38 protein-coding genes are annotated in these 26,854 nt (G+C 33.1%); 6 read left to right on the top strand and 32 right to left on the bottom strand.

The genetic code is table 11. The annotated features are described in order from the left end of the window. Nucleotides 1-17: 17 nt before the first annotated feature. The 31 genes from SLH33_RS04465 to rpsL all read right to left on the bottom strand — a co-directional run bounded on the left by SLH33_RS04465 (nucleotide 18) and on the right by rpsL (nucleotide 17,004). Nucleotides 18-1,010: a DNA-directed RNA polymerase subunit alpha gene (locus SLH33_RS04465; protein WP_320417873.1), complete on the bottom strand. Its 993-nt coding sequence runs from the start codon at nucleotides 1,008-1,010 to the stop codon at nucleotides 18-20. A 98-nt stretch (nucleotides 1,011-1,108) separates the two neighbouring features. Continuing rightward, on the bottom strand, nucleotides 1,109-1,714 hold the full coding sequence (gene rpsD, locus SLH33_RS04470; protein WP_320417874.1) for a 30S ribosomal protein S4: 606 nt from the start codon (nucleotides 1,712-1,714) through the stop codon (nucleotides 1,109-1,111). Nucleotides 1,715-1,795: 81 nt separating this feature from the next. Continuing rightward, entirely contained in the window at nucleotides 1,796-2,182 is a 387-nt protein-coding gene (gene rpsK / locus SLH33_RS04475; protein WP_068703467.1) for a 30S ribosomal protein S11, read from the bottom strand. 33 nt (nucleotides 2,183-2,215) lie between these two features. After that, on the bottom strand, nucleotides 2,216-2,581 hold the full coding sequence (rpsM, locus tag SLH33_RS04480) for a 30S ribosomal protein S13 (protein ID WP_320417875.1): 366 nt from the start codon (nucleotides 2,579-2,581) through the stop codon (nucleotides 2,216-2,218). A gap of 2 nt (nucleotides 2,582-2,583) precedes the next feature. After that, nucleotides 2,584-2,700 (bottom strand): type B 50S ribosomal protein L36, encoded by a 117-nt coding sequence (ykgO, locus tag SLH33_RS04485; RefSeq protein ID WP_010181906.1) that lies wholly within the window; start codon nucleotides 2,698-2,700, stop codon nucleotides 2,584-2,586. A gap of 12 nt (nucleotides 2,701-2,712) precedes the next feature. Continuing rightward, nucleotides 2,713-2,928 carry a translation initiation factor IF-1 gene (infA, locus tag SLH33_RS04490; protein ID WP_004568721.1) on the bottom strand — a complete coding sequence of 72 codons (216 nt, stop codon included), beginning with the start codon at nucleotides 2,926-2,928 and terminating at the stop codon, nucleotides 2,713-2,715. A gap of 1 nt (nucleotide 2,929) precedes the next feature. Next, the gene (secY, locus tag SLH33_RS04495; RefSeq protein WP_320418151.1) at nucleotides 2,930-4,252 is read right to left on the bottom strand and encodes a preprotein translocase subunit SecY; all 1,323 of its coding nucleotides are present in this window, start codon (nucleotides 4,250-4,252) and stop codon (nucleotides 2,930-2,932) included. Between the two features lie 12 nt (nucleotides 4,253-4,264). Continuing rightward, nucleotides 4,265-4,717: a 50S ribosomal protein L15 gene (gene rplO, locus SLH33_RS04500; protein WP_320417876.1), complete on the bottom strand. Its 453-nt coding sequence runs from the start codon at nucleotides 4,715-4,717 to the stop codon at nucleotides 4,265-4,267. Nucleotides 4,718-4,728: 11 nt separating this feature from the next. After that, on the bottom strand, nucleotides 4,729-4,911 hold the full coding sequence (gene rpmD / locus SLH33_RS04505) for a 50S ribosomal protein L30 (protein WP_320417877.1): 183 nt from the start codon (nucleotides 4,909-4,911) through the stop codon (nucleotides 4,729-4,731). 13 nt (nucleotides 4,912-4,924) lie between these two features. Further along, a complete protein-coding gene (gene rpsE / locus SLH33_RS04510; RefSeq protein WP_413818257.1) occupies nucleotides 4,925-5,446 on the bottom strand; it encodes a 30S ribosomal protein S5 in 522 nt (173 codons plus the stop codon). 11 nt (nucleotides 5,447-5,457) lie between these two features. Further along, complete coding sequence (gene rplR, locus SLH33_RS04515) at nucleotides 5,458-5,808, bottom strand: 50S ribosomal protein L18 (protein ID WP_320417878.1); 351 nt, start codon at nucleotides 5,806-5,808, stop codon at nucleotides 5,458-5,460. Nucleotides 5,809-5,822: 14 nt separating this feature from the next. Then, the gene (gene rplF / locus SLH33_RS04520) at nucleotides 5,823-6,368 is read right to left on the bottom strand and encodes a 50S ribosomal protein L6 (RefSeq protein ID WP_320417879.1); all 546 of its coding nucleotides are present in this window, start codon (nucleotides 6,366-6,368) and stop codon (nucleotides 5,823-5,825) included. 15 nt (nucleotides 6,369-6,383) lie between these two features. After that, a complete protein-coding gene (gene rpsH, locus SLH33_RS04525) occupies nucleotides 6,384-6,782 on the bottom strand; it encodes a 30S ribosomal protein S8 (RefSeq protein WP_320417880.1) in 399 nt (132 codons plus the stop codon). Nucleotides 6,783-7,173: 391 nt separating this feature from the next. Beyond that, nucleotides 7,174-7,443 (bottom strand): 30S ribosomal protein S14, encoded by a 270-nt coding sequence (gene rpsN, locus SLH33_RS04530; protein WP_320417881.1) that lies wholly within the window; start codon nucleotides 7,441-7,443, stop codon nucleotides 7,174-7,176. Nucleotides 7,444-7,446: 3 nt separating this feature from the next. Further along, entirely contained in the window at nucleotides 7,447-7,998 is a 552-nt protein-coding gene (gene rplE / locus SLH33_RS04535) for a 50S ribosomal protein L5 (RefSeq protein ID WP_320417882.1), read from the bottom strand. A gap of 2 nt (nucleotides 7,999-8,000) precedes the next feature. Next, complete coding sequence (gene rplX / locus SLH33_RS04540) at nucleotides 8,001-8,309, bottom strand: 50S ribosomal protein L24 (protein WP_320417883.1); 309 nt, start codon at nucleotides 8,307-8,309, stop codon at nucleotides 8,001-8,003. A gap of 13 nt (nucleotides 8,310-8,322) precedes the next feature. Then, nucleotides 8,323-8,691 carry a 50S ribosomal protein L14 gene (gene rplN, locus SLH33_RS04545; RefSeq protein ID WP_132793408.1) on the bottom strand — a complete coding sequence of 123 codons (369 nt, stop codon included), beginning with the start codon at nucleotides 8,689-8,691 and terminating at the stop codon, nucleotides 8,323-8,325. A 1-nt stretch (nucleotide 8,692) separates the two neighbouring features. Then, entirely contained in the window at nucleotides 8,693-8,950 is a 258-nt protein-coding gene (rpsQ, locus tag SLH33_RS04550) for a 30S ribosomal protein S17 (protein WP_075342609.1), read from the bottom strand. A gap of 18 nt (nucleotides 8,951-8,968) precedes the next feature. Further along, complete coding sequence (rpmC, locus tag SLH33_RS04555) at nucleotides 8,969-9,160, bottom strand: 50S ribosomal protein L29 (RefSeq protein WP_320417884.1); 192 nt, start codon at nucleotides 9,158-9,160, stop codon at nucleotides 8,969-8,971. Between the two features lie 11 nt (nucleotides 9,161-9,171). Then, nucleotides 9,172-9,603 (bottom strand): 50S ribosomal protein L16, encoded by a 432-nt coding sequence (gene rplP, locus SLH33_RS04560; RefSeq protein WP_320417885.1) that lies wholly within the window; start codon nucleotides 9,601-9,603, stop codon nucleotides 9,172-9,174. A gap of 19 nt (nucleotides 9,604-9,622) precedes the next feature. Next, nucleotides 9,623-10,339 (bottom strand): 30S ribosomal protein S3, encoded by a 717-nt coding sequence (rpsC, locus tag SLH33_RS04565; RefSeq protein ID WP_320417886.1) that lies wholly within the window; start codon nucleotides 10,337-10,339, stop codon nucleotides 9,623-9,625. A gap of 12 nt (nucleotides 10,340-10,351) precedes the next feature. Further along, the gene (gene rplV, locus SLH33_RS04570) at nucleotides 10,352-10,756 is read right to left on the bottom strand and encodes a 50S ribosomal protein L22 (RefSeq protein WP_320417887.1); all 405 of its coding nucleotides are present in this window, start codon (nucleotides 10,754-10,756) and stop codon (nucleotides 10,352-10,354) included. Between the two features lie 6 nt (nucleotides 10,757-10,762). Then, nucleotides 10,763-11,041 (bottom strand): 30S ribosomal protein S19, encoded by a 279-nt coding sequence (rpsS, locus tag SLH33_RS04575; RefSeq protein WP_320417888.1) that lies wholly within the window; start codon nucleotides 11,039-11,041, stop codon nucleotides 10,763-10,765. A 6-nt stretch (nucleotides 11,042-11,047) separates the two neighbouring features. Beyond that, nucleotides 11,048-11,872 carry a 50S ribosomal protein L2 gene (gene rplB, locus SLH33_RS04580; protein ID WP_320417889.1) on the bottom strand — a complete coding sequence of 275 codons (825 nt, stop codon included), beginning with the start codon at nucleotides 11,870-11,872 and terminating at the stop codon, nucleotides 11,048-11,050. Between the two features lie 15 nt (nucleotides 11,873-11,887). Continuing rightward, a complete protein-coding gene (rplW, locus tag SLH33_RS04585; protein WP_320417890.1) occupies nucleotides 11,888-12,175 on the bottom strand; it encodes a 50S ribosomal protein L23 in 288 nt (95 codons plus the stop codon). A gap of 9 nt (nucleotides 12,176-12,184) precedes the next feature. Next, a complete protein-coding gene (gene rplD / locus SLH33_RS04590) occupies nucleotides 12,185-12,814 on the bottom strand; it encodes a 50S ribosomal protein L4 (RefSeq protein WP_320417891.1) in 630 nt (209 codons plus the stop codon). Then, a complete protein-coding gene (gene rplC, locus SLH33_RS04595) occupies nucleotides 12,814-13,431 on the bottom strand; it encodes a 50S ribosomal protein L3 (protein WP_320417892.1) in 618 nt (205 codons plus the stop codon). Before rplC ends, rplD begins: the two co-directional genes overlap by 1 nt. A 251-nt stretch (nucleotides 13,432-13,682) precedes the next feature. After that, nucleotides 13,683-13,988, bottom strand: a complete 306-nt coding sequence (gene rpsJ / locus SLH33_RS04600) for a 30S ribosomal protein S10 (RefSeq protein ID WP_075342599.1) — start codon at nucleotides 13,986-13,988, stop codon at nucleotides 13,683-13,685. A 5-nt stretch (nucleotides 13,989-13,993) separates the two neighbouring features. Next, on the bottom strand, nucleotides 13,994-16,111 hold the full coding sequence (gene fusA / locus SLH33_RS04605) for an elongation factor G (protein WP_320417893.1): 2,118 nt from the start codon (nucleotides 16,109-16,111) through the stop codon (nucleotides 13,994-13,996). A gap of 5 nt (nucleotides 16,112-16,116) precedes the next feature. Continuing rightward, on the bottom strand, nucleotides 16,117-16,593 hold the full coding sequence (gene rpsG / locus SLH33_RS04610; protein WP_320417894.1) for a 30S ribosomal protein S7: 477 nt from the start codon (nucleotides 16,591-16,593) through the stop codon (nucleotides 16,117-16,119). A gap of 30 nt (nucleotides 16,594-16,623) precedes the next feature. Further along, nucleotides 16,624-17,004, bottom strand: a complete 381-nt coding sequence (gene rpsL, locus SLH33_RS04615) for a 30S ribosomal protein S12 (RefSeq protein WP_320417895.1) — start codon at nucleotides 17,002-17,004, stop codon at nucleotides 16,624-16,626. 176 nt (nucleotides 17,005-17,180) lie between these two features. On the opposite strand from rpsL, the gene SLH33_RS04620 reads away from it, so the two are divergent. The 6 genes from SLH33_RS04620 to rlmB all read left to right on the top strand — a co-directional run bounded on the left by SLH33_RS04620 (nucleotide 17,181) and on the right by rlmB (nucleotide 26,096). Then, the gene (locus SLH33_RS04620) at nucleotides 17,181-18,842 is read left to right on the top strand and encodes a hypothetical protein (RefSeq protein WP_320417896.1); all 1,662 of its coding nucleotides are present in this window, start codon (nucleotides 17,181-17,183) and stop codon (nucleotides 18,840-18,842) included. Nucleotides 18,843-18,966: 124 nt separating this feature from the next. Next, nucleotides 18,967-22,110 carry a SusC/RagA family TonB-linked outer membrane protein gene (locus SLH33_RS04625; RefSeq protein ID WP_320417897.1) on the top strand — a complete coding sequence of 1,048 codons (3,144 nt, stop codon included), beginning with the start codon at nucleotides 18,967-18,969 and terminating at the stop codon, nucleotides 22,108-22,110. A gap of 14 nt (nucleotides 22,111-22,124) precedes the next feature. Continuing rightward, nucleotides 22,125-23,573, top strand: coding sequence for a SusD/RagB family nutrient-binding outer membrane lipoprotein (locus SLH33_RS04630; protein WP_320417898.1), 1,449 nt, complete (start codon nucleotides 22,125-22,127; stop codon nucleotides 23,571-23,573). Nucleotides 23,574-23,605: 32 nt separating this feature from the next. After that, nucleotides 23,606-24,403 carry a hypothetical protein gene (locus SLH33_RS04635; protein WP_320417899.1) on the top strand — a complete coding sequence of 266 codons (798 nt, stop codon included), beginning with the start codon at nucleotides 23,606-23,608 and terminating at the stop codon, nucleotides 24,401-24,403. A 12-nt stretch (nucleotides 24,404-24,415) separates the two neighbouring features. Beyond that, the gene (locus tag SLH33_RS04640; RefSeq protein WP_320417900.1) at nucleotides 24,416-25,282 is read left to right on the top strand and encodes a hypothetical protein; all 867 of its coding nucleotides are present in this window, start codon (nucleotides 24,416-24,418) and stop codon (nucleotides 25,280-25,282) included. 76 nt (nucleotides 25,283-25,358) lie between these two features. Further along, nucleotides 25,359-26,096, top strand: a complete 738-nt coding sequence (gene rlmB, locus SLH33_RS04645; protein WP_320418153.1) for a 23S rRNA (guanosine(2251)-2'-O)-methyltransferase RlmB — start codon at nucleotides 25,359-25,361, stop codon at nucleotides 26,094-26,096. Here the strand turns inward: rlmB and SLH33_RS04650 are convergent. Next, nucleotides 26,093-26,851, bottom strand: coding sequence for a rhomboid family intramembrane serine protease (locus SLH33_RS04650; RefSeq protein ID WP_320417901.1), 759 nt, complete (start codon nucleotides 26,849-26,851; stop codon nucleotides 26,093-26,095). The two genes, rlmB and SLH33_RS04650, sit on opposite strands and share 4 nt — an antisense overlap. Nucleotides 26,852-26,854 lie beyond the last annotated feature (3 nt).

Genomic DNA, 26,854 nt, shown 5'->3' on the forward strand with positions numbered 1-26,854 from the left:
CAAATTATGAAAGGTTTTTAATCTCTATCTAATTTATACTTGCTTAAATCCATTCCAAAACTTAAGTTTTTGCTAATCACTAATTCTTCTAATTCAGTTAATGATTTTTTACCAAAGTTTCTAAACTTCATTAAATCACTTTTGTTAAATGATACTAAGTCTCCTAAAGTATCTACTTCTGCAGCTTTTAAACAATTTAAAGCACGAACAGATAAGTCCATATCAACAAGCTTCGTTTTTAATAACTGACGCATGTGCAATGATTCTTCATCGTAAGTTTCAGTTTGTGCTTTTTCATCTGCCTCTAATGTTATTCTTTCATCAGAGAATAACATAAAGTGGTGGATTAAAATCTTTGCTGCTTCTGTTAATGCATCTTTTGGGTTAATAGAACCATCTGTATCGATGTCAAAAACTAATTTTTCATAATCAGTTTTTTGCTCAACACGGAAATTCTCTACAGCGTATTTAACGTTTTTAATTGGCGTGTAAATAGAATCTGTAAAAATAGTTCCTAAAGGTGCTCCTGCTCTTTTGTTTTCTTCTGCTGGAACAAACCCTCTACCCTTTTCAATGGTAATTTCTGCATTTAATTTAACAGATTTATCCATGTTACAAATAACTAAATCTGGGTTCAATACTTGGAAACCAGAAATGAATTTTTGTAAATCCCCTGCAGTTAATTGCTCTTTACCTGATATAGCGATGGATACAGTTTCTCTATCTGACTCTTCAATTTGTTTTTTAAAACGTACTTGTTTTAAGTTTAAGATGATTTCTGTAACATCTTCTACAACACCTTGAATAGTTGAGAATTCGTGCTCAACACCATCAACACGTAAAGATGTTATTGCAAATCCTTCTAATGAAGATAATAATACTCTTCGTAAAGCGTTACCAACTGTTAATCCAAAACCTGGTTCTAAAGGTCTAAACTCGAATCTTCCTGAAAAATCAGTAGATTCAATCATGATTACTTTATCAGGTTTTTGAAAATTTAAAATTGCCATATATTTTTTCTTCGTTTTAATTGTTATTCAGTTGCGCGGTCTGCAAGTTTGAAGAAGAACAAGCAGACCCTTTAGCTGAATACCAATATGGTTAATTATTACTTAGAATATAATTCTACGATTAATTGCTCTTTGATATTTTCTGGAATTTGTAATCTTTCTGGTACTTTAACAAAAGTTCCAGATTTCTGATCAGCATTCCAGCTTAACCATTCATAAACATTACTGTTAGATGCTAATGAATTTTCAATAGCTTCTAAAGATTTAGATTTTTCTCTTACTGCAACAACATCTCCTTCTTTTATTCTATATGATGGAATGTTAACAATATCTCCATTTACAGTAATGTGACGGTGAGATACTAACTGACGTGCTGCTCTACGTGAATTTGCTATTCCAAAACGGTAAACAACGTTATCTAAACGAGACTCACATAATTGTAATAAAACCTCACCTGTAATTCCTCCTGAAGCTTGAGCTTTTTTGAAAATGTTACGGAATTGACGTTCTAAGATACCATAAGTATACTTAGCTTTTTGTTTTTCCATTAACTGGATAGCATATTCAGATTTTTTACCTCTTCTTTTAGCTAATCCATGTTGTCCTGGAGGATAATTTCTTTTTTCAAAGTTCTTATCATCTCCAAAAATTGCTTCTCCAAACTTACGAGCAATCTTAGTTTTTGGTCCTGTATATCTTGCCATTTCTTAATTGTTATAAGTAGGGGTTATGAATTAAGGCGTACTCCTTCGATAACCTATTTCCTACTTGGTTTAAAATATAAATTATACTCTTCTTCTTTTTGGTGGACGGCATCCGTTGTGTGGAATTGGAGTAACATCAATGATTTCTGTTACTTCGATACCAGCATTGTGGATAGATCTGATAGCAGACTCTCTACCGTTACCTGGTCCTTTAACATACACTTTTACTTTACGTAAACCTGCTTCTTTAGCAACGTTTGCACAATCTTCTGCTGCTAATTGAGCTGCATAAGGAGTATTCTTTTTAGAACCTCTAAAGCCCATTTTTCCTGCAGATGACCATGAAATTACATCACCTTTTTTGTTTGTTAAAGAAATAATAATATTGTTGAATGATGCAGTAACGTGAGCTTCACCTACTGATTCAATTACAACTTTACGTTTTTTTGTTACTTTAGACTTTGCCATAATTCTTTACTATTAGTAAAAATAACCTAACGATTATTTCTTCTTGTTAGCTACAGTTTTTCTCTTACCTTTTCTTGTACGAGAGTTATTCTTCGTTCTTTGACCTCTTAATGGTAACCCAAGTCTGTGACGAATACCTCTTTGACATCCGATGTCCATTAAACGCTTAATGCTTAATTGAACTTCAGAACGTAACTCACCTTCAATAGTGTAAGTACCAACTTGCTCACGAATTGCTGCAATTTGATCATCATTCCAATCTTGAACTTTGATATTTTCGTCAATTTTTGCGTTTGCTAAAATCTCTTTAGCTCTGCTTTTTCCTATACCAAAGATGTAAGTTAAAGCGATAACACCTCTTTTATTCTTTGGAATATCTATACCTGCGATTCTTGCCATAACTACCCTTGTCTTTGTTTAAATCTAGGATTCTTTTTGTTAATTACATATAATCTGCCTTTTCTGCGAACAATTTTACAGTCGGCACTTCTTTTCTTTAATGATGCTCTTACTTTCATCAGTTTTGTTTTTTAATATCTGTAAGTAATTCTTGCCTTTGATAAATCATATGGGCTCATTTCTAACTTTACCTTATCTCCAGGTAATAATTTGATATAGTGCATACGCATTTTACCAGAAATGTGAGCCGTTACAATATGTCCGTTTTCTAATTCTACACGGAACATTGCGTTTGACAACGCTTCTGTAATTGTTCCGTCTTGTTGAATTGCTGATTGTTTAGCCATATTATTTTAATGATTTTCTATTACTGTTTCCAGTCTTCATTAAACCGTCATAACGACTGTTTAATAAGTATGAGTTAATTTGCTGAATAGTGTCTATTGCTACACCTACCATAATAATTAATGAAGTTCCTCCATAGAACATTGCCCAATTTTGAGTAACACCAAATTTAATAATGATAGCTGGTAAAATAGATAAAGCTGCTAAAAATATAGATCCTGGTAAAGTAATTTTAGACAATACAGAATCTAAATAGTTTGCTGTTTCTTCTCCTGGCTTATAACCTGGCACAAAACCATTGCTTCTTTTTAAGTCTTCAGCCATTTTATTTGTTGGAATAGTAATAGCTGTATAGAAATAACTAAAAATAATGATTAAAATAGCAAATATAACATTATACCATAACCCGAAATTATCAGTTAAACTATTTAAAGCTGGGTATTTTTGACCTAAAGCAATAGGTAAAAACATAATTGCTTGAGCAAAAATAATAGGCATTACACCAGCAGCATTCAACTTTAAAGGAATGTACTGACGTGCACCATCCACATCTTTAATGTTAGTAACTGTAGTACGTCTTGCATATTGAATTGCAACTTTACGTACCGCTGTAACTAATAAAACGGTTAACAAAATTACTACAAACCAAACAATTAATTCAATTAAAATCATCATGATTCCTCCACCACCTGCATTGGTTACTTTAGAAATAAATTCTTGAATAAATGCTGCTGGAAAATTAGCGATGATACCTACGGTAATTAATAATGAAATTCCATTACCTACACCTTTGTCAGTAATACGCTCTCCTAACCACATTGCAAAAATTGTACCTGCGGTTAATAAAATCATTGATGACACCCAAAATGTAGCACCACTTACTAAGAAAGCAGAGTCTGGCAATCCAAATTGAGTTTTAATTGCTGTAATATACGTAGGTCCTTGAACTAACGTAATAGCAATGGTTAACCATCTTGTTATTTGTGTAATCTTTTTACGTCCACTTTCTCCATCTTTTTGTAGTTTTTGCAAATATGGTACTGCAATACCCATTAATTGAACTACAATAGAAGCAGAAATATAAGGCATTATACCTAAAGCCATAACTGATGCTCTAGCAAATGCCCCACCTGTAAATGCATTTAAAATTCCTAAAAGACCTCCTTCAGTGCTATCTTTTAAAGCGGCTAACTGAGTTGGATCAATTCCTGGTAATGGAACTGCTGCCATAAAACGATACACAGCGATTAAACCTATTGTTAAAAGTAATTTTTCTTTTAACTCTTCAATCTTCCAAATGTCTTTTAAAGTATTTATAAAATTCATCATTTACAATTCTTATAATGTAACTACTTCACCTCCGGCAGCTTCAATTGCTGCTTTTGCTGTTGCAGTAAATTTATGTACAGAAACATTTAATTTAGCCTTTAACTCTCCACGTCCTAAGATTTTTACTAAATCATTTTTACGTGCTAATCTGTTTTCAACTAAAACATCGATGTTTACTGTATCAGTAATTCTTCCGTTGTCAACTAATTCTTGTAACTTATCTAAGTTAATACCAACATATTCTTTACGGTTAATGTTAGTAAATCCAAACTTAGGCACACGTCTTTGAAGTGGCATTTGTCCTCCTTCAAATCCGATTTTACGAGAATATCCTGAACGAGATTTTGCTCCTTTATGTCCTCTACCAGCAGTAGTTGCTTTACCAGAACCTTCTCCACGTCCTAAACGTTTCCCTTTGTTCTTGTTTGATCCAGCAGCTGGTTTTAAGTTGTGTAAACTCATGTTGTTAAATCTTATTTAATTTCTTCAACAGAAATTAAGTGTTGAACTTTATTTACCATTCCCAAAATTGTAGGTGTTGCATCATGCTCTACAGTTTGGTTCATTTTGCGTAAACCTAACGCCTCTAAGGTTCTCTTTTGATTTTTAAGGCGACCGATTTTACTTTTTACTTGTGTAACTCTAATTTTACTCATCGTCTTAAAATTTTTATCCGTTAAAAACTTTTTCTAAAGAAATACCTCTTTGTCTTGCAACTGTTTCTGCACTACGTAACTGTAATAATGCATCAAACGTTGCTTTTACTACGTTGTGAGGGTTAGATGATCCTTGAGACTTTGATAGTACATCGTGTACACCTACAGACTCTAATACTGCACGTACTGCACCACCTGCAATAACCCCGGTACCGTGTGAAGCTGGTTTAATAAACACTTTTGCTCCACCAAATTTACCTTTTTGCTCATGTGGTAAAGTTCCGTCAATAATAGGAATACGAACTAAATTCTTCTTAGCCTCTTCAACTGCTTTCGCAATTGCAGAAGATACATCTTTAGATTTCCCTAAACCATGACCTACAACTCCTTTACCATCACCAACTACTACAATAGCAGAAAAACCAAATGCTCTACCACCTTTAGTAACCTTGGTAACACGTTGTACGCCTACTAATTTATCTACAAGCTCTAATCCGCTTGGTTTTACTCTTTCTACGTTTTTATATCCTAACATAATATAATTTCTTAAAATTTTAAACCAGCTTCTCTTGCAGCATCAGCTAACACTTTTACTCTACCATGGTATAAGTAACCGTTTCTATCAAAAGCAACAGTTTCTACTCCTGCTTTAGTAGCTTTTTCAGCAATAGCTTTTCCAACAGCTGCCGCAGCTTCTGCTTTAGAGCCAGATGTAATTTCTTTATCTCTTGATGATGCAGATGCAATTGTTACACCGTCAACATCATTTATTAACTGAGCATAGATTTCTTTGTTACTTCTGAAAACCGATAATCTTGGTTTAGCTTCAGTACCTGCAACAATTTTTCTAATTCTATACTTTATACGTTGTCTTCTTTCAAGCTTTGATAATGCCATAACACTAAATATTATTATGCAGATTTACCTGCTTTTCTTCTAATTACTTCACCTACAAACTTAATCCCTTTTCCTTTATAAGGCTCTGGCTTACGGAAAGAACGGATTTTAGCAGCTACTTGCCCAACTAATTGCTTGTCATGAGAAGTTAATTTTACGATTGGATTTTTACCTTTTTCTGATACGGTTTCAATCTTAACTTCTGGCGCTAATTCTAAAACAATATTATGAGAAAAACCTAAGGCTAAATCTAACTTTTGACCTTGATTAGAAGCTCTATAACCAACACCTACCAATTCTAACTCTTTAGTAAATCCTTTACTAACTCCTTCAATCATATTATTGATTAAGGCACGGTATAAACCATGAGCAGCTCTGTGCTCTCTACCATCAGATGGTCTTTCAACCACAATAGTACCTTCTTCTTCTTTTACAGTAATATCAGAAGTTAACTCTTGAGTTAATTCTCCTAATTTACCTTTTACTGTTACCACGTTTCCGTTTACTTTAACTTCAACACCTTGTGGTAATGCGATTGGATTTTTTCCTATTCTACTCATTTTACAACATGTTTTTTAGTAAACATAACATAATACCTCTCCACCAACATTCTCTTGACGTGCTTGCTTATTAGTCATTACACCTTTAGAAGTTGATACAATAGCAATTCCAAGTCCGTTAAGTACTCTAGGCATTTCCTTAGCACCTACATACTTACGTAAACCTGGAGTTGAGATTCTTTGAATCTTTCTAATAACTGATTCTTTTGTGTCTCGGTCATATTTTAAAGCTATTTTAATTGTTCCTTGAACACTTTCGTCATTGAACTGATAGCTTAATATGTAACCTTGATCAAACAAAATTTTCGTCATTTCCTTCTTCAATTTAGAAGCAGGAACTTCCACTACTCTGTGGTTTGCACCGATGGCGTTACGCACTCGAGTAAGAAAATCCGCGATTGGATCTGTATACATAAAAAATTAATTTGCGGTTTTGGTATTTAGTAATTTCTATTGTTCCTACGGATATATAGCCGTAATCACTAAACCTGAAACCAGTTAATATTGATTTATTTTTGTTTTTGACACTGATACTTAATTAAGTACATTTTGAGTATGAATTTTAAAATCAAAAAACCCATTCACAACAGGACATAATTACCCCACAAAAACAGTGTGCAAATATACACAAACTTTTTGAAAATCAAAGTGTTTTGTTTATTTAGATTTTTCGGATTAAAAAACGTTGGCAAAACCTGTATAAGTAAACCTAAAATATAGGAAGTTTAAAGAATTGTAAATATACAAAAAAGGTGTACAACCATAATTGGTTATACACCTTTGTATACATATATAAAACTTACTGTTACCAGCTAGCTTTTTTTACTCCTGGAATTAATCCTTGGTTAGCCATTTCACGGAAAGTAACACGTGAAATTCCGAACTGACGCATATATCCTCTTGGACGTCCTGTTAATTTACAACGGTTGTGTACTCTAACTGGAGATGCGTTTTTTGGTAACTTTTGTAATGCTTCATAGTCTCCAGCTTCTTTTAAAGCTTTTCTCTTTTCTGCATACTTTGCAACCATTTTAGCTCTTTTGCGCTCACGCGCTTTCATTGATTCTTTAGCCATCTTTTAGTTCTTTTTAAATGGTAAACCTAATTCACCTAATAATGATTTTGCTTCTTTATCAGTTTGTGCAGATGTTACAAAAGTAATATCCATACCACTAATTTTTTTCACTTGATCAATATTAATTTCTGGGTAGATGATCTGTTCAGTAATTCCTAAATTATAATTACCTCTACCATCAAAACCATTAGCTTTGATTCCGTTAAAATCTCTTACTCGTGGTAAAGAAGCTGTAACTAATCTATCTAAAAACTCATACATTTTATCTCCACGTAACGTAACTTTAGCACCAATTGGCATACCTTTACGTAATTTGAAGTTTGCAACGTCTTTTTTAGAAATAGTTGAAACAGCTTTTTGACCTGTAATTGTTGTTAACTCATCAATAGCATATTCTATTAATTTCTTATCGGCAATTGCAGCACCAACACCTTTACTTACAACAATTTTTTGTAATTTAGGTACTTGCATTACATTTTTATAACCGAACTCATCAGTAAGAGCTTTGATAACTCTGCTCTTGTACTCTTCTTTTAATCTTGGTACGTAACTCATGGTTATATTGCTTTATCTGATTTTTTTGAAACTCTTACTTTCTTATCGCCTTCCATTTTATAACCTACTCTTACTGCTTCTCCGTTTTCAACTAAAGCAACGTTAGAAATATGCAATGGTGCTTCTTTTTTTACGATACCTCCTTGAGGATTTGTAGCGCTAGGTTTAGTATGTTTAGATATCATATTAACTCCTTCAACTACTACTCTATCCTTTTCTTTAAGGATACGTAAAACTTTTCCTTCAGATCCTTTATGATCTCCTGCTATAACTTTAACAGTATCTCCTGATTTGATTTTGAACTTCTTCATCTTAAATACAATATTAAAGCACTTCAGGTGCTAATGATACGATCTTCATAAATTGTTTCTCACGTAACTCACGAGCCACTGGACCAAATACACGTGTACCTCTCATCTCCTCTGCAGGATTTAATAATACACAAGCATTGTCGTCAAATCTGATATATGATCCGTCTTTACGTCTAACTTCCTTCTTAGTACGAACAACAACTGCACGAGATACTTGACCTTTCTTTACAGTTCCGTTTGGAGTTGCAGACTTAACCGTTACAACGATTTTATCTCCAACGCTAGCGTAACGCTTTTTTGTTCCTCCTAAAACTCTAATCACTAAAACTTCTTTAGCTCCAGTGTTGTCTGCTACTTTTAATCTTGATTCTGTCTGTAACATATTATTTAGCTCTTTCTAGGATTTCTACTAATCTCCAACGTTTAGATTTACTTAATGGACGAGTTTCCATTATTTTTACAGTATCTCCAATGTTGCAATCATTATTCTCGTCATGAGCAACGTACTTTTTCGTTTTTAATACGAACTTTCCGTACATTGGGTGTTTTACTCTTTTTACCTCAGAAACAACTATAGATTTCTCCATTTTGTTACTAGATACAACACCTATTCTTTCTTTTCTAAGATTTCTTTTTTCCATCTTTAAAACTGACTAGAATTATTGTAATTCTCTTTTTGTTAATTCTGTTGCAATTCTTGCTACAGTTTTTCTTAAGCTACGTAACTCTAATGGGTTTTCCAATGGAGTTATGGCATGAGCCATCTTAAGATCAGTATAATTTTTCTTCAACGCTCCTAGCTTGTCTTGTAAGTCAGCTGTTGATAATTCTTTAATTTCTGATTGTTTCATGTCTTTTAGAATTAAGCGTTATAATCAAAATCTCTTGCAATCACAAACTTCGTTTTTACAGGAAGTTTTTGAGCTGCTAAACGTAAAGCTTCTTTTGCTACTTCCATTGGCACACCACCAACTTCAAATAAGATTCTTCCTGGTTTTACAACAGCAACAAAGTGATCTGGAGCACCTTTACCTTTACCCATACGTACTTCTAAAGGCTTTTTAGTTATAGGCTTGTCTGGAAATATTTTAATCCATAATTGCCCCTCTCTTTTCATATAACGAGTTGCCGCAATACGAGCTGCTTCTATTTGACGAGAAGTAAGTAAATTCTGGTCTAGTGATTTGATACCAAACATTCCGTTAGAAAGTTGGTGTCCTCTACCAGAGTTACCCGTCATATTCCCTTTTCCTTTCTGAACTCTACGGAATTTTACTCTTTTTGGCTGTAACATCTTTAATTTCTTTTAAAAATTATTTTCTTCTGCGAGGTTGACGTTTTCCTCCTCCTTTTCCTGAATTACCTTTTTGTTTAGATAATCCTACTAATGGAGATAATTCACGTTTACCATAAACCTCACCTTTCATTATCCATACTTTCACACCGATTCTTCCGTATGTAGTATGTGCCTCAACAAGTGCATAATCGATATCTGCTCTGAAGGTTGATAGAGGAATTCTTCCTTCTTTATAATGCTCTGAACGTGCCATTTCAGCTCCGTTTAAACGACCTGAAAGTTGAACTTTAATTCCTTCAGCATTCATACGCATTGCAGCTGCGATAGCCATTTTAGTAGCTCTCTTGTAAGAAATTCTATTTTCAATTTGACGTGCTACACTTGCTGCTACTAATTGTGCATCAAGCTCTGGACGCTTAATTTCAAAAATATTAATTTGAACTTCTTTTCCTGTAATTTTCTTAAGCTCTTCTTTTAACTTGTCTACCTCTTGACCTCCTTTACCAATAATGATACCTGGACGTGCAGTAGTGATAGTAACGGTTACAAGTTTTAAAGTACGCTCAATAATAACTCGAGAAACACTTGCTTTAGATAAACGAGCACTGATGTACTTTCTTATCTTGTTGTCTTCAGCTAATTTATCACCGTAGTCATTTCCACCATACCAGTTAGATTCCCATCCTCTGATAATTCCTAAACGATTTCCTATTGGATTTGTCTTTTGTCCCATTTCTACTAATGATTAATTACTGTTATTTTTAGCACCTAACTCTAAAGTAACGTGATTAGAACGCTTACGAATTCTATGAGCACGTCCTTGCGGAGCTGGTCTTAATCTTTTTAACATACCTGCGCTATCTACATAAATAGATTTTACAAATAATCCAGCGTCTTCAATACTTGCATCTTCATTTTTAGCTTGCCAGTTAGCAATAGCTGATAATAATAACTTTTCTAAGTTACGAGATGCTTCTTTTGGACTGAATTTTAAGATTTGTAAAGCTTTTTCAACCTCTACTCCTCTTACTAAATCTGCAACCAAGCGCATTTTTCTTGGTGATGTAGGACAGTTAGTAAGCTTTGCAAAAGCACGTTGCTTTTTAGCTTCTTTTAACTGTTTTGCCATATTTTGTTTACGAACTCCCATTTCCTACTATTTTTTTCCTTTATTTTTTGCACCAGCGTGTCCACGGAATGAACGTGTTGGTGAAAATTCGCCTAATTTATGACCTACCATGTTTTCTGTAACGTATACTGGTACAAATTGCTTTCCGTTATGAACTGCAATTGTTTGTCCAACAAAATCAGGAGTAATCATACTTGCTCTTGACCAAGTTTTGATAACAGATTTGCTACCTGACTCTACGTTAGCTAACACTTTTCTTTCTAATTTATAGTGAACGTACGGTCCTTTTTTTAATGATCTTGCCATGGTTTATTATTTCTTTCTACGTTCTATAATATACTTGTTACTAGCCTTAGTCTTAGATCTAGTCTTATAACCTTTAGCAGGTATTCCATTCTTAGATCTTGGATGTCCTCCAGAAGAACGTCCTTCACCACCTCCCATTGGGTGATCAACTGGGTTCTTTCTAACTGCATTCGTTCTTGGTCTTCTACCTAGCCATCTAGATCTACCAGCTTTACCAGAAACTAATAATTGGTGATCTGAGTTAGATACAACTCCGATAGTAGCTAAACAAGTTAATAAGATTAATCTTGTTTCACCAGAAGGTAACTTAACAGTTGCATATTTACCGTCTCTTGCCATTAATTGAGCAAAAGAACCTGCAGAACGAGCCATAACAGCACCTTGACCTGGACGTAATTCAATACATGAAATAGTGGTTCCTAAAGGAATATCACTTAAGAACATTGCATTACCTACATCTGGTGTAGCTTCATTTCCTGAAACCACAGTTTGTCCTACTTTTAATCCGTTTTGTGCAATTACATAACGCTTTTCTCCATCAGCATATTGAACTAAAGCGATAAACGCTGTACGGTTTGGATCGTACTCAATAGTTAATACTGTAGCAGGATCGTTAAATCTATTTCTTTTAAAATCGATAATACGATATCTTCTCTTATGACCACCACCTCTATTAGGTGTTGTCATACGACCCTGATTGTTTCGACCTCCAGATCTCTTTTTCGGAGCCAATAATGACTTTTCCGGCTTATCAGCTGTGATGGTGTCGAACCCATTTACAACTCTAAAACGCTGACCTGGTGTTATTGGTTTTAATTTTCTAACTGACATTTGTCTCTCTTATTCTTATAGATTGTTATAAAAATCAATTTCTCCTTCTGCTAACTTAACCACTGCTTTTTTATAACCACTAGTTAAACCAGAAACTAAACCTTTTTTAGTATACTTGGTTTTACGTAATGCAGGGTGGTTTAATGTTCTAACAGACTCTACAGTTACACCATAAGTAGCTTCTACTGCGTCTTTAATTTGAATTTTGTTAGCATCTTTTTTCACAACAAAAGTATAACGACTAAATCTTTCGCTTGCATTTGTTGCTTTTTCTGTAATAATAGGCTTTATTAAAATACTCATTTTGTGATCCTATTTACTTAAGTTAGATTCAATTCCTTCTAAAGTGCTTTCAGAAATTACCACTTTATTAGCGTTTAATACACTATAGGTATTTATTCCTGAAGCATCTACAACTTTAGAGTTTTTTAAGTTACGTGATGAAATGTACACGTTCTTACTTGATTCGCTTACTACGAATAAAGACTTTTTAGCATCTAACCCTAAAGCTTTTAACACGTTTACAAATTCTTTAGTTTTTGGAGCTTCGAAATTGAAATCTTCAACAACTACTAAATTGTTATCCTTTGCTTGAATACTTAAAGCTGATTTACGTGCTAAACGCTTTAAGTTTTTATTTAATTTGAAAGAATAATTTCTTGGTCTTGGACCGAAGATACGTCCTCCCCCTCTAAATACAGGAGATTTGATAGATCCTGCACGAGCAGTACCTGTACCTTTTTGTTTTTTTATCTTTCTTGTACTTCCTGCAATCTCAGCTCTTTCTTTAGCTTTATGAGTTCCTTGTCTTTGATTTGCTAAATATTGTTTTACATCTAAATATATAGCATGATCATTTGGCTCTATACCGTATACTTCGTTAGAAAGTTCAACTTTTCTACCAGTATCTTTTCCTGTAATATCTAATACTGCTACTTTCATTATTTCTCGATAGTTACATAAGAATTTTTATGACCAGGAACCGCACCTTTAACTACGATTAAGTTCTTTTCTGGAACCACTTTTAAAATTCTTAAATTTTGAACTTTAACTTTCTCTCCACCCATACGTCCTGCCATACGCATTCCTTTAAATACTCTTGCAGGGTATGATGCCGCACCAACAGAACCTGGCGCTCTTAAACGGTTATGCTGACCGTGAGTAGCTTGACCTACACCACCAAAACCGTGTCTTTTTACAACTCCTTGAAAACCTTTACCTTTAGAAATTCCAGATACATCTACAAACTCTCCTTCAGTAAATAATTCAACAGTAACAGAGTCTCCTAAATTGTACTCTCCTTCAAATTCTTGGAATTCAACGACTTTTTTCTTAGCAGTTGTGCCAGCTTTTTTAAAGTGACCATCTAAAGCTTTATTAGAGCTTTTTGCTTTTTTGTCATCGAAACCAAGTTGTAACGCGTTATAACCGTCAACCTCTTCGGTTCTGACTTGGGTAACAACGCAAGGACCTGCTTCGATTACCGTACATGGAATATTCTTTCCATTTTCATCGAATAAGCTGGTCATTCCTACTTTTTTTCCTATTAACCCAGACATATTTATAATTAATTATTAATGTGTTTACTTTTTTTTAATCATTTCCATTGAAATTTCTAAAATAAAAAAAGAGCGTAAAACACTTTCGCTCTGCTTATTGTGTTTTACCGTTTTTCCTTCGCGAAACCCTCCGGACATGTTATTTTTTAGTCTTTCAAAACTAAAAATACACTACCCAAAAAATCTTTTGGGCGTGCAAATGTATAAAAAACTTTCGGTTTAAACAAATTAAACCGAAAGTTATCAATTACTTATACTTTTATTTCAACTTCAACCCCACTTGGTAACTCAAGCTTCATTAAAGCATCAATAGTTTTTGATGAAGAACTATAAATGTCTAATAATCTTTTGTAAGCAGATAATTGAAATTGTTCTCTAGATTTTTTGTTTACGTGTGGTGAACGTAATACTGTAAAAATCTTTTTATGAGTTGGTAAAGGAATTGGCCCGTTCACTACAGCACCTGTACTCTTTACAGTCTTTACGATTTTTTCAGCAGACTTATCTACTAAGTTGTAATCGTAAGATTTTAATTTTATTCTAATTTTTTGACTCATCTTAATTAACCTTTAGCGTTTGCAATTACTTCTTCTGAAATATTAGAAGGTGTTTCAGCATAGTGAGAGAACTCCATTGTTGAAGTTGCTCTACCTGATGATAAAGTACGTAATGAAGTAACGTATCCAAACATTTCTGATAATGGAACGATAGCTTTTACTACTTTAGATCCAGCACGGTCACTCATATCGTTTACTTGACCTCTACGTCTGTTTAAGTCACCTACGATATCACCCATGTTTTCTTCTGGAGTTAACACTTCTAACTTCATCATTGGTTCCATGATTACAGCTCTTGCAGCTTTTGCAGCAGCTTTGTAACCCATTTTAGCAGCTAATTCGAACGATAACTGATCAGAATCTACAGGGTGGAAAGATCCATCCTTAAGTGTAATTTTCATCGAATCCATTTCGTATCCTGCTAAAGGACCATTTTTCATTGCTTCTTTAAATCCTTTTTCAATTGAAGGGATAAATTCTTTAGGAACGTTACCACCTTTAATTTCAGAAACAAACTCTAAACCTTGCTTACCTTCTTCAGCTGGCTCCATAGTAAATACGATATCAGCAAACTTACCACGTCCACCAGATTGCTTCTTATAAACCTCTCTGTGGTCTGCTGTTGCAGTTAATGCTTCTTTGTACTCTACTTGTGGTTGACCTTGGTTTACTTCAACTTTAAACTCACGCTTTAAACGATCAACAATAATATCTAAGTGTAACTCACCCATTCCTGAAATTACTGTTTGACCTGAAGCTTCATCTGTTTTAACAGTAAACGTTGGGTCTTCTTCTGCTAATTTAGATAATGCAATACCTAATTTATCAACATCTGCTTTAGTTTTAGGCTCCACTGCAATACCAATTACTGGATCTGGGAAGTCCATTGATTCTAAAATAATAGGATTCTTCTCATCAGACATAGTATCACCAGTCTTGATATCTTTAAATCCTACAGCAGCTCCAATATCTCCAGCTTCGATAAAATCGATAGCATTTTGCTTGTTAGAGTGCATTTGGTAAATACGAGATATACGCTCTTTTTTACCTGAACGGTTGTTCAAGATGTATGAACCTGCATCTAAACGACCTGAATATGCACGGAAGAATGCTAAACGACCTACGAAAGGGTCTGTAGCAATCTTAAACGCTAAAGCTGAAAACGGTTCTTTAGCATCTGGTTTACGAGAAATTTCTTCACCAGTATTAGGATCTGTTCCTACAATTGCATCTTTATCTAATGGAGATGGTAAGTAACGACATACAGCATCTAACAAGAACTGAACACCTTTATTCTTAAAAGCAGAACCACAAACCATAGGAATAATAGACATATCCATTACAGCAGCACGTAAAGCAGCGTGAATTTCATCTTCTGTAATAGAGTCTTCATCCTCCATATACTTCTCTAGCAAGTTTTCATCATAAGCAGCAACCTCCTCGATTAACTTACCACGTAACTCTCTAGCTTCTTCTTTTAAATCTTCAGGAATATCGATAACATCAAAAGTTGCACCTTGTGTTTCATCGTGCCATACAATAGCACGGTTTTTTACCAAGTCAACTATCCCTTTAAAATCAGCTTCATCACCAATATTCAAAACAATTGGGACTGCGTTAGAACCTAACATATCTTTTACTTGCTGACATACCGCTAAGAAGTTAGAACCTTGACGATCCATCTTGTTAACAAACCCCATACGAGGTACTTTATAGTTATCAGCTAAACGCCAGTTAGTTTCTGATTGAGGCTCAACACCATCAACTGCAGAGAATAAGAATACTAATCCATCTAATACACGTAATGAACGGTTTACTTCTACAGTAAAGTCAACGTGACCTGGAGTATCAATAATATTAAAGTGATATCCTTTTGCGTCTGCAGTTGGCTTTCCGTTTTCAGTAGGAAACTGCCATGTACAAGTTGTAGCAGCAGAAGTAATTGTAATACCTCTTTCTTGCTCCTGCTCCATCCAGTCCATAGTAGCAGCACCGTCGTGTACCTCACCAATTTTATGAGATACTCCTGTATAATAAAGGATACGCTCTGTAGTTGTAGTTTTACCAGCATCAATGTGCGCAGCAATACCAATATTTCTTGTATATTTTAAATCTCTACCCATTTCTATTAAAATCTAAAGTGTGAGAATGCTTTGTTTGCTTCAGCCATCTTATGAGTATCTACTCTTTTCTTAACAGCAGCACCTTCTTCTTTTGCAGCAGCTAAAATTTCAGCCGCTAAACGTTGTGCCATTGTTTTTTCATTACGCTTACGCGCATATGAAATCATCCATTTGATCGCCATAGAAACCTTACGATCTGGACGAATTTGCATTGGAATTTGGAATGTAGCACCACCTACACGACGAGAACGAACCTCTACGTGTGGCATTACGTTAGACAAACCATCTTTCCATATTTCTAAAGCTGACTTTTCTTCGTCAGTTTTCTTTTGATCTACAATGTCAATTGCATCATAGAATACTTTAAACGCTACAGATTTCTTACCATCCCACATTAAGTTATTCACAAAACGTGTTACTAATTGATCATTAAACCTTGGGTCCGGTAACAAAACTCTTTTTTTAGCTCTTCTTTTTCTCATGTCTCTACATTAAAAAAGTTACTTAATAAACTACTTTTTGTCTTTTGGGCGTTTTGCTCCGTACTTAGATCTACGTTGAGTTCTTCCCTCAACACCTGCAGTATCTAATGCACCACGAACAATGTGGTATTTAACCCCTGGTAAATCTTTTACCCTTCCACCTCTAACTAATACTATCGAGTGCTCTTGCAAGTTATGTCCTTCTCCTGGAATGTACGCGTTGATCTCATTACCATTTGTTAATCTAACACGAGCAACTTTACGCATTGCTGAGTTAGGCTTTTTAGGCGTTGTTGTATAAACACGAGTACAAACTCCACGTCTTTGAGGACATGACATTAAAGCAGCCGATTTACTCTTCTTAGTTATTTTGGTTCTTCCTTTACGAACTAATTGTTGAATAGTTGGCATACTAAATTAATTACTATTTTTCGTTTGTATTAAAAATTTTACTCTCATTTTAAGAGAGTGCAAATGTACGATTAATATCCAATTATTCAAATATCAATGAGTTATTTTTTAAAAAACAGTTTTTACAGGTTGTAATTGAGGATTTATTCTATTTTTGAATATTAATAAAACAGGCTTTGATTAGATTTTTATTCATCCATGCATGTATGAGCATCTGTTATTTTATTTCAATATCAAATACTAAGGCTCAAAATATCTCTTTAAACGTAATTGTAAATGACTCTATTAACAAAAACAGTTTCATTAACACACTATCATTTAAAAAGATTCATAATTCAACAGAATCTATTAGTGAAGAAATTCAATTAATCGTTGAAAACCTAAAATACATCGGCTACTTCACCAACACTATAGATAGTGTAACAACAGCGAACAACAAAACCAACCTATACCTTACCTTAAACAAAAAGATCAATCATGCTATTCTAAGTGCCTCACAAAAAACAATAAAATCAAACAAAAACTTAAATCTTAACAGGAAAATAACCCTTAAAATAGAAGACTTAAAGGGTTATTTACTAAAAATCAACAACTTTTTAGACGAAGAAGGTAAACCATTCTCCGAGCTTTGTTTAAAAAACATCCGAATTAAGAACGACACACTTTTCACTAACTTAAAAATAACAAATTCAAAACAACGAACTATTAATAAAATTATAGTAAAAGGATATGAGAACTTCCCAGATTCATATATAAAACATTATCTGAAGATTAAAAATAAAACTAAAATAAATCACAATTTCCTAAGAAAAACTTCAAACTCACTAAAACAATTAGATTTCATAACTGAAACAAAAACTCCTGAGACACTCTTTACAAATGACTCCACTATTGTTTATATTTATTTAAAGAAAAAAAAAACAAGCGCTTTTGATGGACTTATAAATTTCAACTCATCAGGAACAAATAATTTAATATTTAACGGGCACCTAAATTTAGAGCTCAACAATATACTAAATACAGGTGAGAAATTTTTAATTGACTGGAAAGCTAACGGTAACGAAAGACAAAGCTTCAAACTGCTAACCTGCTTTCCATATATTTTCAACAGCCCTTTCATATCAGAAATCCAATTTAATGTATACAAACAGGACTCTACTTTTTTAAACACTAAGTTTAATTTTAATTTATTTTATGATTTCACAAGCAATACAAAAGTCGGCATTACTTACAATACAGAAAGTTCTTTTGTAAATATAAACAAGACAAATAATAGTAATTTTTCTAATTATTTTATTGGATCATATATTAGCTACTTTATACCCTATAATGATAGTTTTTACAATAAAAAACTCCTATTAAAATTCAACCCTGAATTTGGAACAAGAAATCTAGAAAACTTAAAAGATTTTCAAATAAAATTAAAATTTGAGAGTAGCTACTTACATAAATTTAGCAAGAGACACCAATTCTATATTCGAAACGAAACTGCTGCCCTGTTTTCTAACAACATATTAATTAATGAGTCTTTTAGGATTGGAGGAATAAAAAACATAAGGGGATACGTTGAAGAAAGTCTTTCAACCCACAAGTATAGCCTACTAAACACCGAATATAGATATATCAACAATCAAAATTCTTATTTATATACAATTTTTGATTATGGAGTTATTAAAACCCAAAGAAATAAAAATAAAAATTTAATAAGTCTTGGCTTAGGTTATTATCAAAAAATCAAGAATTCAAATATTGTAATTAACTTGACAAACTCTTATAATCAAGACGATTCTAAATTCACCTACTTAAACATAAACATTGGTTTAAAATCATATTTCTAACTTTACACAATAATTAAAAAAGTTTTAGTTTTCTTTAATTTTTTTAGCTTTTTTTTTGTTAAAAAAGTTGTTGATTTAAGATTAATTTAAGATTTTAGCGGCAATTAATTCAAATAATTATACAATGAAGACAAAGTTTAATGGAATTTTAACGCTACTATTGGCGTTGGTTGTGCAAATTTCCTTTGCACAAGACAGAATGATTTCAGGAACGGTTTCTGACGAAACAGGCCCACTTCCTGGGGTTAGTATACTGAAAAAAGGTACAACAAGTGGTACTGAAACTGATTTTGATGGTAATTACTCTATTCAAGCAAAAACTGGCGACGTATTAGTTTTTAGTTTTGTTGGAATGAAAACAGCAGAAAGAGTTATAGGCTCTTCCAATACTCTTAATATTGTTTTGCAAGGAGATAACGTACTAGAAGAAGTAGTTGTAACTGCATTAGGTATTAAAAGAGAAGAGAAGGCTTTAGGTTATGCTACTCAAAGTGTTAACTCTGAAGACTTAACCAAAGTAAGAGATGCTAACATTGTTAACTCTTTAAGTGGTAAAATAGCTGGTGTAAATGTTACAAGTTCATCTGGTGCAGTTGGTGCAGAAAGTAGAATTGTAATTAGAGGTATTTCTACAATTAGTGGTAGTGCTCAGCCTTTAGTTGTTGTAGACGGTGTTGTTATGGATAACACATCATATGGTAATTCTACATCAGGTGGAGGGAACAGTACTCCAAATGGTTTAGCTGATTTAAACCAAGATGATATAGAATCTATTAACGTTCTTAAAGGTGGTGCTGCAACATCTCTATATGGTATGAGAGGTGCAAATGGTGTTTTAGTTGTAACAACTAAGTCTGCTAAGAAATCTGATAAGTTAGGAATTGAAATTTCTACTAATATTTCATTTGATAATGCTTTTATTTTACCTGATTATCAAAACTCATATGGTCAAGGAGGTTCTTCTCAGTATTTTGAGTATGTAGATGGTGTAACTGGAGATGGAGGTATTGATGAAAGTTGGGGTCCTGCTCTTGATGCAGGCTTAGAATTTATTCAATGGAATTCTGTAGATGGAGAGCCATTACCTTGGGTTTCTCAACCTAACAACGTTAAAGATTTTTATGAAACAGGTGTAACAACTAATAATAATATCTCTTTTTCTAAAGGAGGCGAAGGTTACAGTGGAAGATTATCTTTAGGGTTAACAGATCAAACTGGTATTGTTTACAATACAGATTTAAGAAAATATAATGTCGGAGGACGTTTAAACTTTAATTTATCTGACAAGTGGGATGCTGGATTTAGCGTAAATTATATTAAGTCTGAAAGTGATAACTTACCTACTGTCGGTTATGGAGATTCAAACAACCAAATTGGTCAATTAGTTTGGGCTGGTAGAAATGTAGATATTAATGCCTTAAGAGATTGGAGAAATTTACCTTTAGGATATGCTGCAGGTGCCGATGTTGCTACTCCAATTAACTGGAATTTGGCATATAACAACAACCCTTTCTGGGCATTAGATACTAATACTAACACTTTTGACAGAAATAGAGTTTTAGGTAATGTAACTTTAGGTTACAAAATAAATGATAACTTTAATATATCAGCTCAAACAGGTATCGATTATTCATCTTCTTTAGACACTTATAGAAGAGCATTTGGTACTTATGAAAATGTTAGAGGTTATTATAGAGAAATACAACGTACAAGATACGAGGTTAACACACAAGCAATGTTAAACTATAATGGTAACTTAAATGAAGATTTTACTTTAGGTGCTAGTTTTGGTACAAACTTAATGAGTAATAACTATCATAGATTATCAATGATTGCTCCTGAATTACAAATTCCTGGGTTATTTAATATTTCAAATACTAGAGATGGTGTAGCTCCAGTATTAGAACAAAACCAAGAAGATCAAAAAATTAACAGTTTGTTTGGTTTTGTTAACTTATCGTATAAAGATTATTTATTCTTAGATTTTACTGCTAGAAATGACTGGGCATCTGTATTACCTGTTGACAACAATAGCTTCTTTTATCCTAGTGTTACTGCTAGTGCTATTCTTAGCGATATATTTAACATCCAAGGAAGTGCTGTTTCATATTTAAAAGTAAGAGGAGGTTGGTCTAAAGTTGGTAGTGCAGGTCCATTAGCTCCATATTCTATAGAACCTTCATATGCATACAGTGATACTCCTTGGGGTACAACTCCTGCGGCTATATATCCATCCACTCTATGGAACCCAGATATTAAAAATCAGGATACTGAAGAAAAAGAAATTGGTATTGAAGCTAGATTATTTAAAAGCAGATTACGTTTTGATTTAACTTATTACGATAAATTAACTTCTGATGTTATTATGCTTAAAGACATTGACGCTGCAAGTGGTAACACAGGGTATTGGGATAACGTTGCTGATATTTCTAACAAAGGTATTGAATTGGCTTTAAGTGCAGATCTTATTAAAAGTGAAGATTTCAACTTAGGCATGAATATTAACTTTGCTAAAAATACAAACGAAGCTAGTAATATTGATGATGATCCTACTACTAATAATGGGCAAGTTGTTCTTGGTGGATTATGGAATGTTGATATTGTTGCTAAAGAAGGAGAAGCTGTTGGTGCTATCGTAGGTCCAGGTTTCTTAAGAAATGATGAAGGAGAAATTATCTATTCAAATGGTTTACCTCAAAGAGATCCAACAGCAAAAGTTTTAGGAAATATTAATCCTGATTGGACCGGTGGTTTAGGATTAAATATGTCTTATAAAAACTTTAGTATAAGTACATTATTTGACGTTAAAATGGGTGGTGAAATATATTCTCAAACAAACTCTTGGGGTAAATTAGCTGGAGTATTAGAAGAGACTATCCAAGGTAGAGAAACTGGTATTGTTGGTGATGGAGTTATGTCTGACGGTAACGGGGGTTATGTTCCTAACACTGTAGTTACATCAGCTCAAAGTTTCTTTGGTACTACTTATTCACAAAATATTGCTGAATCATCAGTTTATGATGCTTCATTTGTTAAATGGAGACAATTAGCTTTAAATTACTCTATTCCAAACAAATTATTAAGTGATACTGGAGTAGATCAAGTAACTTTAGGGTTAACCGTAAGAAACTTAGCTATTTTATATAAGAAAGTTCCTCATATTGATCCAGAAACTGGATTTAGTAGTAACACTGGACAACAAGGTTTAGAATATGCTCAAATCCCTTCTACAAGAAGTATTGGGTTTAACCTTAATGTTAAATTTTAAAAAAAATTTAAAAGATGAAAATAAATAAAATAATATTAGCAATAATGGTTGTGGCTCAATTATTTACCATAACCAGTTGTAATAATGATTTTGAAGAAGTTAACACAAACCCTAATGATCCTTCAGCAGTTCCTGCAAGTTTATTATTAGCAAGTGTTATCTATAATGCTGGAGACCAAGTGCAAAGTCCATTTTTAGCTGGTGAAGCTGGTTCTTGTTGGGTACAACATTTAGGTAAACCAGTGTATAATGACAATGAACTTTATATTCCAAGACAAAACTCTATTGAAAATTTATGGAGTATTTTATACTCTAGAGTTTTAAAAGATGCAGATGTAATGCAACAATTGGCTGCTGAAGAAGGAAACTCAAATCTTCAAGGTGTTGCTTTAGTAATGAAAGCTTACGCATATCAAGTTCTAACAGATGCTTTTGGTAACATTCCAATGTCTGAAGCTTTAAAAGGAGATCAAGGAATCATTACTCCTGTATATGATGATAGTGAAACTCAAGTTTATCCAACATTACTTAGTATGTTAGATAATGCTATGACTTTACTTAATGGTAATGGAGATATTGATCCAAGTCAAGACTTATTATATGCTGGAGACTATACTAAATGGAAAAAGTTTGCTGCTTCATTAAAATTTAGAGTGTTAATGAGAGCTTCTTCTTCAAACAATCCTGCTTTAGGAAACATTCCTGCTCAATTATCAGCTTTAGTTAACTCTGGTAATTTATTTGGTAGTAATGATGATGAAGCTAAATTGGTTTATCTTGGTGCTGAACCTAATGCAAATCCTTATTTTGAAGGAATTGTAAATGGAGGTAGAACAAATGAATGGTGTTTAGGAGAAGAACTTGTAGAATTTATGAAAAGTACTGGTGATACAAGATTACCTGTATATGCTCAAGAAGTAGGTGGTAATGGTTCTGGAAATGGATACGTTGGAAAACCTGCAGGTATTGAAGATATTGCAAACTCTCCATTTGGAGATTCTAATAATGTATCATTGATTGGTGAAGCATATTTAGAAGCTACTGCACCTGCTTATTTTATGAGTAATGCTCAGCTAAAATTATTAATGGCTGAAGCTGCAGAAAAAGGTTATATTGCTACTCCTGTAGATGCAGCTACATTTTTTAATGAAGGAGTTGCTGCTTCATGTGCTGCAAATGGTGTTGCTACCTTCCCTATAACATATAATGGAGGTGCAGCTGGTTTGCAACAAATTGCTGAACAATCATGGGTTGCTTTATATATGCAAGGATTTGAAGCATTTGCAGAATGGAGAAGAACAGGAATTCCTAATTTACCTTTAGCTCAAGATGCTGTTGAATCATCTATTCCTTCAAGGTTTAATTATCCTATCTCTCAACAGTCTGTTAATGGCTTAAATTATACTGATGCAGTATCTGCTCAAGGTACGGATAACTTAACCACATCATTGTGGTGGCAATAATCTTTTTATATATAAACTAAAAAAGTATTAAAATGAAAAAATTTAAAAACATATTTTTAGCTATGGTTGGGGTACTAACCATAGCATCATGTGAGACAAATGCAGATACAGTTGCTGAAATTAAAGATGAGGCTGGTTTTTTAATTAATGTTTCTGCTACATCAAATAGTTCTATTCTAGGTTCCCCTGAAGTAGGTGTTGATCTAGAAGATGCTACTGTTTCAATTACAAATGCTTATTTAAATATGACTGTTAGTAAAACTGGTGGTAGTTTAGATAACCTTGAAAAAATAGAGATTGTTAAATCTTTTAATGGAGGAGAAGAGATTGTTCTTGGAGAATCAACTACTTTACCATATAATTTAGTTATTGACAATTTAGATGATTTATTATCAAACACTGGTGTGGTTGAATCTGATCTTAGAATTGGTGATGTATTGTCTTTTAGAACAAAAGTAACACAAAAAGATGGTGATGTATATTACTATAACTCAAGCATGGGTAATTATAGTTTAGTAGTTAATTGCTCTTCTGATTTAGCTGGTGATTACTCATGGGGTTCTTCTCAACCTCTTTTAACATTAGAGGAAATTTCTCCAGGTGTATATAGAATGCCTTATTTAGGTAATTTTGCAAGTAGTTATTGGATAGAATTTCAGGATGTATGTGGAATTTTAACAATTACTGATTGGCAATATGCTTCAAGTAATCCTATTACTCAAAATGAACCAGGTTATGTTGATGAAGATGGAAATCTTGTATTTCCTTCTTTAGATGTAGCTGGAGTTGATTGGTATGTTGGGTTAGAAGTTAGATATACTAAACTTTAAAAGAAATTATTTATGAAAAATATTTTAAAAACATTTGGCTTATTTGCCATTGCATCTTTAGTATTCACTTCTTGTGATGATGAAGATAATACAGGAGCTTCAATGATTGATTTTACTCCAGTTACCGTACAATTTACAACTGCTAGTAGTAGCTATACATTTAGTGAATCAGATATTAATCCTGATGATGAAGCTACCAATACTATTGAAGTAACAGCTACAATACCTGAACCACAACCTGTAAATGCTGTTTTAGACGTAGTAATTAAGTCTGGAAATGGAGAAGCCTCTGATTTTCAAGCTGAACCAGTTACAATTCCAGCAGGTGCAACATCTGTTACATCTAAAATTACTATATTACAGACTGGTGATATAGAGGGTAATGAAAATCTAGTATTAGGATTTAAATCTAGAGGAAATTTTTATTCAGATTTTACTATTCCTGTTACTATTGAAGATGATTATATTAACGAAATATTAGATGTAACTGTTGATTGGTCTGGTTCTTACACTATAGATCAAGGTAGTGCTCAAACTACAATAGATTATTGTGGTATTGATTTTGATTTAATCTTATTAGATGAATCTATGAATTTAGTTGATTATACAGCTGCTACAGCTAGCTGTCCAGAACATGGTACTATTTCTGGTTTAGCTGATGGTACATATTATTTACTTGTAGATTTATATGAAAACCCGTTTGCTGGTATAGGAGCTAATCAAGATTTACCTTTGAATATTACTTATTCTCAAGAATATTTTATTGGAGAAAGCTCATTTACTTACAATGGATTCACTACAGAAGATACTTCAGGACAAGTACTTATTGCTGAAATTAATGTTGTAAACGGTTATCAATACACCGTAACTCCTCTATAAAATTAAATTTTATAAAATATAAACCACCTCTTACGAGGTGGTTTTTTTATACCATAAAATGAACTACATTTGCGACATGGAACAAAACACAAATATTTTTGGAATTAGAGCTATTATTGAAGCAATAGAAAGTGGTTCTTCTGTAAATAAAGTATACATTCAAAAAGGGTTGCGTGGCGACCTCTATTTTGAGTTAGAAAAGCTACTTAAAAAGAATAAGATATCTACTAGTGTTGTTCCGACAGAAAAATTAGACAGACTTTCTAAACATAACAACCATCAAGGAGCTGTTGCAAAAATTTCTCCTATTGAATTTGCTGATTTAGAAATTTTAATTGAAGAAATTCTTGACTCAAATAAAATTCCTCTATTCCTTCTACTCGATCAACTTTCTGATGTACGTAATTTTGGAGCTATTATTAGAACTGCTGAATGTACTGGAGTTAACGGAATTATCATTCAAAAAAGCGGAAGTGCTCCTGTAAATGCCGAAACTATCAAAACCTCAGCTGGAGCAGCATTTAAAGTTCCTATTTGTAAAGTTGATCATATTAAAGATGCTATTTTTCAACTAAAAGCTGCTGATATTAAACTTGTAGCGGCTACTGAAAAAACAGAAGATTCTGTATATGATATTAATTTTAATCAACCAATAGCTATTGTAATGGGTTCAGAAGGTAAAGGTGTAAGTAATTCTGTTTTAAAAATGGTTGATTATAAAGCAAAACTTCCTTTATTAGGAGAAATAGAATCATTAAACGTATCGGTAGCTTGTGGAGCCATTTTATATGAGACTGTGAGACAAAGAAATTAATCTTCTTCTTTATAAATATATTTATAATTTAATTCTTGAACTAATTCCTCCTCTTCGATTACTGGAGGAATGTAATTACCATTTTCATCAAACATATCATCAAATTCAGTTTTTGAAAATTGAAATTTCCCTCTTACAATTCCTTTTTTTCTATAAATATAAGCATATATCAGTCCAATAATAAACCCAGAAAGGTGTCCTTCCCACGAAATTCCATCCTTTACAGGAAAAACATACCAAACCATACTTCCGTAGAGAAAAATGGTAATTAATGACATGGCAACTAAACGATAGTGCTTTTTTATAATTCCGCTAAAAAAAATAAAGCTGAACAATAAATATACTATCCCACTTGCTCCAATATGATAGGATTCTCTGGCAATAATCCAGGTTAACAATCCTGTAAAAAAACCTCCATATACTAAAACTTTTACAGCAACTTCTTTATAAAAGTAAAAAATACTCATTCCTAGAACGAATAAAGGAACCGAATTGTTAAATAGATGTTTGGTGTCACTATGTATAAAAGGTGACGTAAAAACCCCTCTAAAACCAATCAAATTTCTGGGGTAAATTCCGTATTTATTAAAATTCCATCCTAATTTGATCTCTAACCAGTACACAAACCAAATTAGAAAAACAAATACAAAAGGAATTAGAAAAACAGAATTAGAAAATTTTAGCTGTTCATCATTTTTCATGAAACCTAAAATAACAAAAATGCATCCATTTTTAAATAACAGAAGTTCTGTCATAAA

The organism is Tenacibaculum sp. IB213877 (assembly GCF_034043975.1).
Taxonomy (GTDB): Bacteria; Bacteroidota; Bacteroidia; order Flavobacteriales; family Flavobacteriaceae; genus Polaribacter.

Excerpts from the sequence above, each read along its gene's own strand:
- SLH33_RS04465 (WP_320417873.1), bottom strand. The coding sequence starts at position 1,010 with ATGGCAATTTTAAATTTTCAAAAACCTGATAAAGTAATCATGATTGAA.
- rpsD (WP_320417874.1), bottom strand. The coding sequence starts at position 1,714 with ATGGCAAGATATACAGGACCAAAAACTAAGATTGCTCGTAAGTTTGGA.
- rpsK (WP_068703467.1), bottom strand. The coding sequence starts at position 2,182 with ATGGCAAAGTCTAAAGTAACAAAAAAACGTAAAGTTGTAATTGAATCA.
- rpsM (WP_320417875.1), bottom strand. The coding sequence starts at position 2,581 with ATGGCAAGAATCGCAGGTATAGATATTCCAAAGAATAAAAGAGGTGTT.
- ykgO (WP_010181906.1), bottom strand. The coding sequence starts at position 2,700 with ATGAAAGTAAGAGCATCATTAAAGAAAAGAAGTGCCGACTGTAAAATT.
- infA (WP_004568721.1), bottom strand. The coding sequence starts at position 2,928 with ATGGCTAAACAATCAGCAATTCAACAAGACGGAACAATTACAGAAGCG.
- secY (WP_320418151.1), bottom strand. The coding sequence starts at position 4,252 with ATGAATTTTATAAATACTTTAAAAGACATTTGGAAGATTGAAGAGTTA.
- rplO (WP_320417876.1), bottom strand. The coding sequence starts at position 4,717 with ATGAGTTTACACAACTTAAAACCAGCTGCTGGATCAAACAAGAACAAA.
- rpmD (WP_320417877.1), bottom strand. The coding sequence starts at position 4,911 with ATGAGTAAAATTAGAGTTACACAAGTAAAAAGTAAAATCGGTCGCCTT.
- rpsE (WP_413818257.1), bottom strand. The coding sequence starts at position 5,446 with ATGTTAGGATATAAAAACGTAGAAAGAGTAAAACCAAGCGGATTAGAG.
- rplR (WP_320417878.1), bottom strand. The coding sequence starts at position 5,808 with ATGGCATTATCAAAGCTTGAAAGAAGACAACGTATAAAGTATAGAATT.
- rplF (WP_320417879.1), bottom strand. The coding sequence starts at position 6,368 with ATGAGTAGAATAGGAAAAAATCCAATCGCATTACCACAAGGTGTTGAA.
- rpsH (WP_320417880.1), bottom strand. The coding sequence starts at position 6,782 with ATGTATACAGATCCAATCGCGGATTTTCTTACTCGAGTGCGTAACGCC.
- rpsN (WP_320417881.1), bottom strand. The coding sequence starts at position 7,443 with ATGGCTAAAGAATCAATGAAAGCGCGTGAGCGCAAAAGAGCTAAAATG.
- rplE (WP_320417882.1), bottom strand. The coding sequence starts at position 7,998 with ATGAGTTACGTACCAAGATTAAAAGAAGAGTACAAGAGCAGAGTTATC.
- rplX (WP_320417883.1), bottom strand. The coding sequence starts at position 8,309 with ATGAAGAAGTTCAAAATCAAATCAGGAGATACTGTTAAAGTTATAGCA.
- rplN (WP_132793408.1), bottom strand. The coding sequence starts at position 8,691 with ATGTTACAGACAGAATCAAGATTAAAAGTAGCAGACAACACTGGAGCT.
- rpsQ (WP_075342609.1), bottom strand. The coding sequence starts at position 8,950 with ATGGAAAAAAGAAATCTTAGAAAAGAAAGAATAGGTGTTGTATCTAGT.
- rpmC (WP_320417884.1), bottom strand. The coding sequence starts at position 9,160 with ATGAAACAATCAGAAATTAAAGAATTATCAACAGCTGACTTACAAGAC.
- rplP (WP_320417885.1), bottom strand. The coding sequence starts at position 9,603 with ATGTTACAGCCAAAAAGAGTAAAATTCCGTAGAGTTCAGAAAGGAAAA.
- rpsC (WP_320417886.1), bottom strand. The coding sequence starts at position 10,339 with ATGGGACAAAAGACAAATCCAATAGGAAATCGTTTAGGAATTATCAGA.
- rplV (WP_320417887.1), bottom strand. The coding sequence starts at position 10,756 with ATGGGAGTTCGTAAACAAAATATGGCAAAACAGTTAAAAGAAGCTAAA.
- rpsS (WP_320417888.1), bottom strand. The coding sequence starts at position 11,041 with ATGGCAAGATCATTAAAAAAAGGACCGTACGTTCACTATAAATTAGAA.
- rplB (WP_320417889.1), bottom strand. The coding sequence starts at position 11,872 with ATGTCAGTTAGAAAATTAAAACCAATAACACCAGGTCAGCGTTTTAGA.
- rplW (WP_320417890.1), bottom strand. The coding sequence starts at position 12,175 with ATGAGTATTTTAATAAAGCCTATTATTACAGAAAAAGCAACAAATGCA.
- rplD (WP_320417891.1), bottom strand. The coding sequence starts at position 12,814 with ATGAAAGTAGCAGTATTAGATATTACAGGAAAAGATACTGGTAGAAAA.
- rplC (WP_320417892.1), bottom strand. The coding sequence starts at position 13,431 with ATGTCTGGGTTAATAGGAAAAAAAGTAGGAATGACCAGCTTATTCGAT.
- rpsJ (WP_075342599.1), bottom strand. The coding sequence starts at position 13,988 with ATGAGTCAAAAAATTAGAATAAAATTAAAATCTTACGATTACAACTTA.
- fusA (WP_320417893.1), bottom strand. The coding sequence starts at position 16,111 with ATGGGTAGAGATTTAAAATATACAAGAAATATTGGTATTGCTGCGCAC.
- rpsG (WP_320417894.1), bottom strand. The coding sequence starts at position 16,593 with ATGAGAAAAAGAAGAGCTAAAAAAAGAGTTTTGTTACCGGACCCAAGG.
- rpsL (WP_320417895.1), bottom strand. The coding sequence starts at position 17,004 with ATGCCAACTATTCAACAATTAGTTCGTAAAGGAAGAACCAAAATAACT.
- SLH33_RS04625 (WP_320417897.1), top strand. The coding sequence starts at position 18,967 with ATGAAGACAAAGTTTAATGGAATTTTAACGCTACTATTGGCGTTGGTT.
- SLH33_RS04630 (WP_320417898.1), top strand. The coding sequence starts at position 22,125 with ATGAAAATAAATAAAATAATATTAGCAATAATGGTTGTGGCTCAATTA.
- SLH33_RS04635 (WP_320417899.1), top strand. The coding sequence starts at position 23,606 with ATGAAAAAATTTAAAAACATATTTTTAGCTATGGTTGGGGTACTAACC.
- SLH33_RS04640 (WP_320417900.1), top strand. The coding sequence starts at position 24,416 with ATGAAAAATATTTTAAAAACATTTGGCTTATTTGCCATTGCATCTTTA.
- rlmB (WP_320418153.1), top strand. The coding sequence starts at position 25,359 with ATGGAACAAAACACAAATATTTTTGGAATTAGAGCTATTATTGAAGCA.
- SLH33_RS04650 (WP_320417901.1), bottom strand. The coding sequence starts at position 26,851 with ATGACAGAACTTCTGTTATTTAAAAATGGATGCATTTTTGTTATTTTA.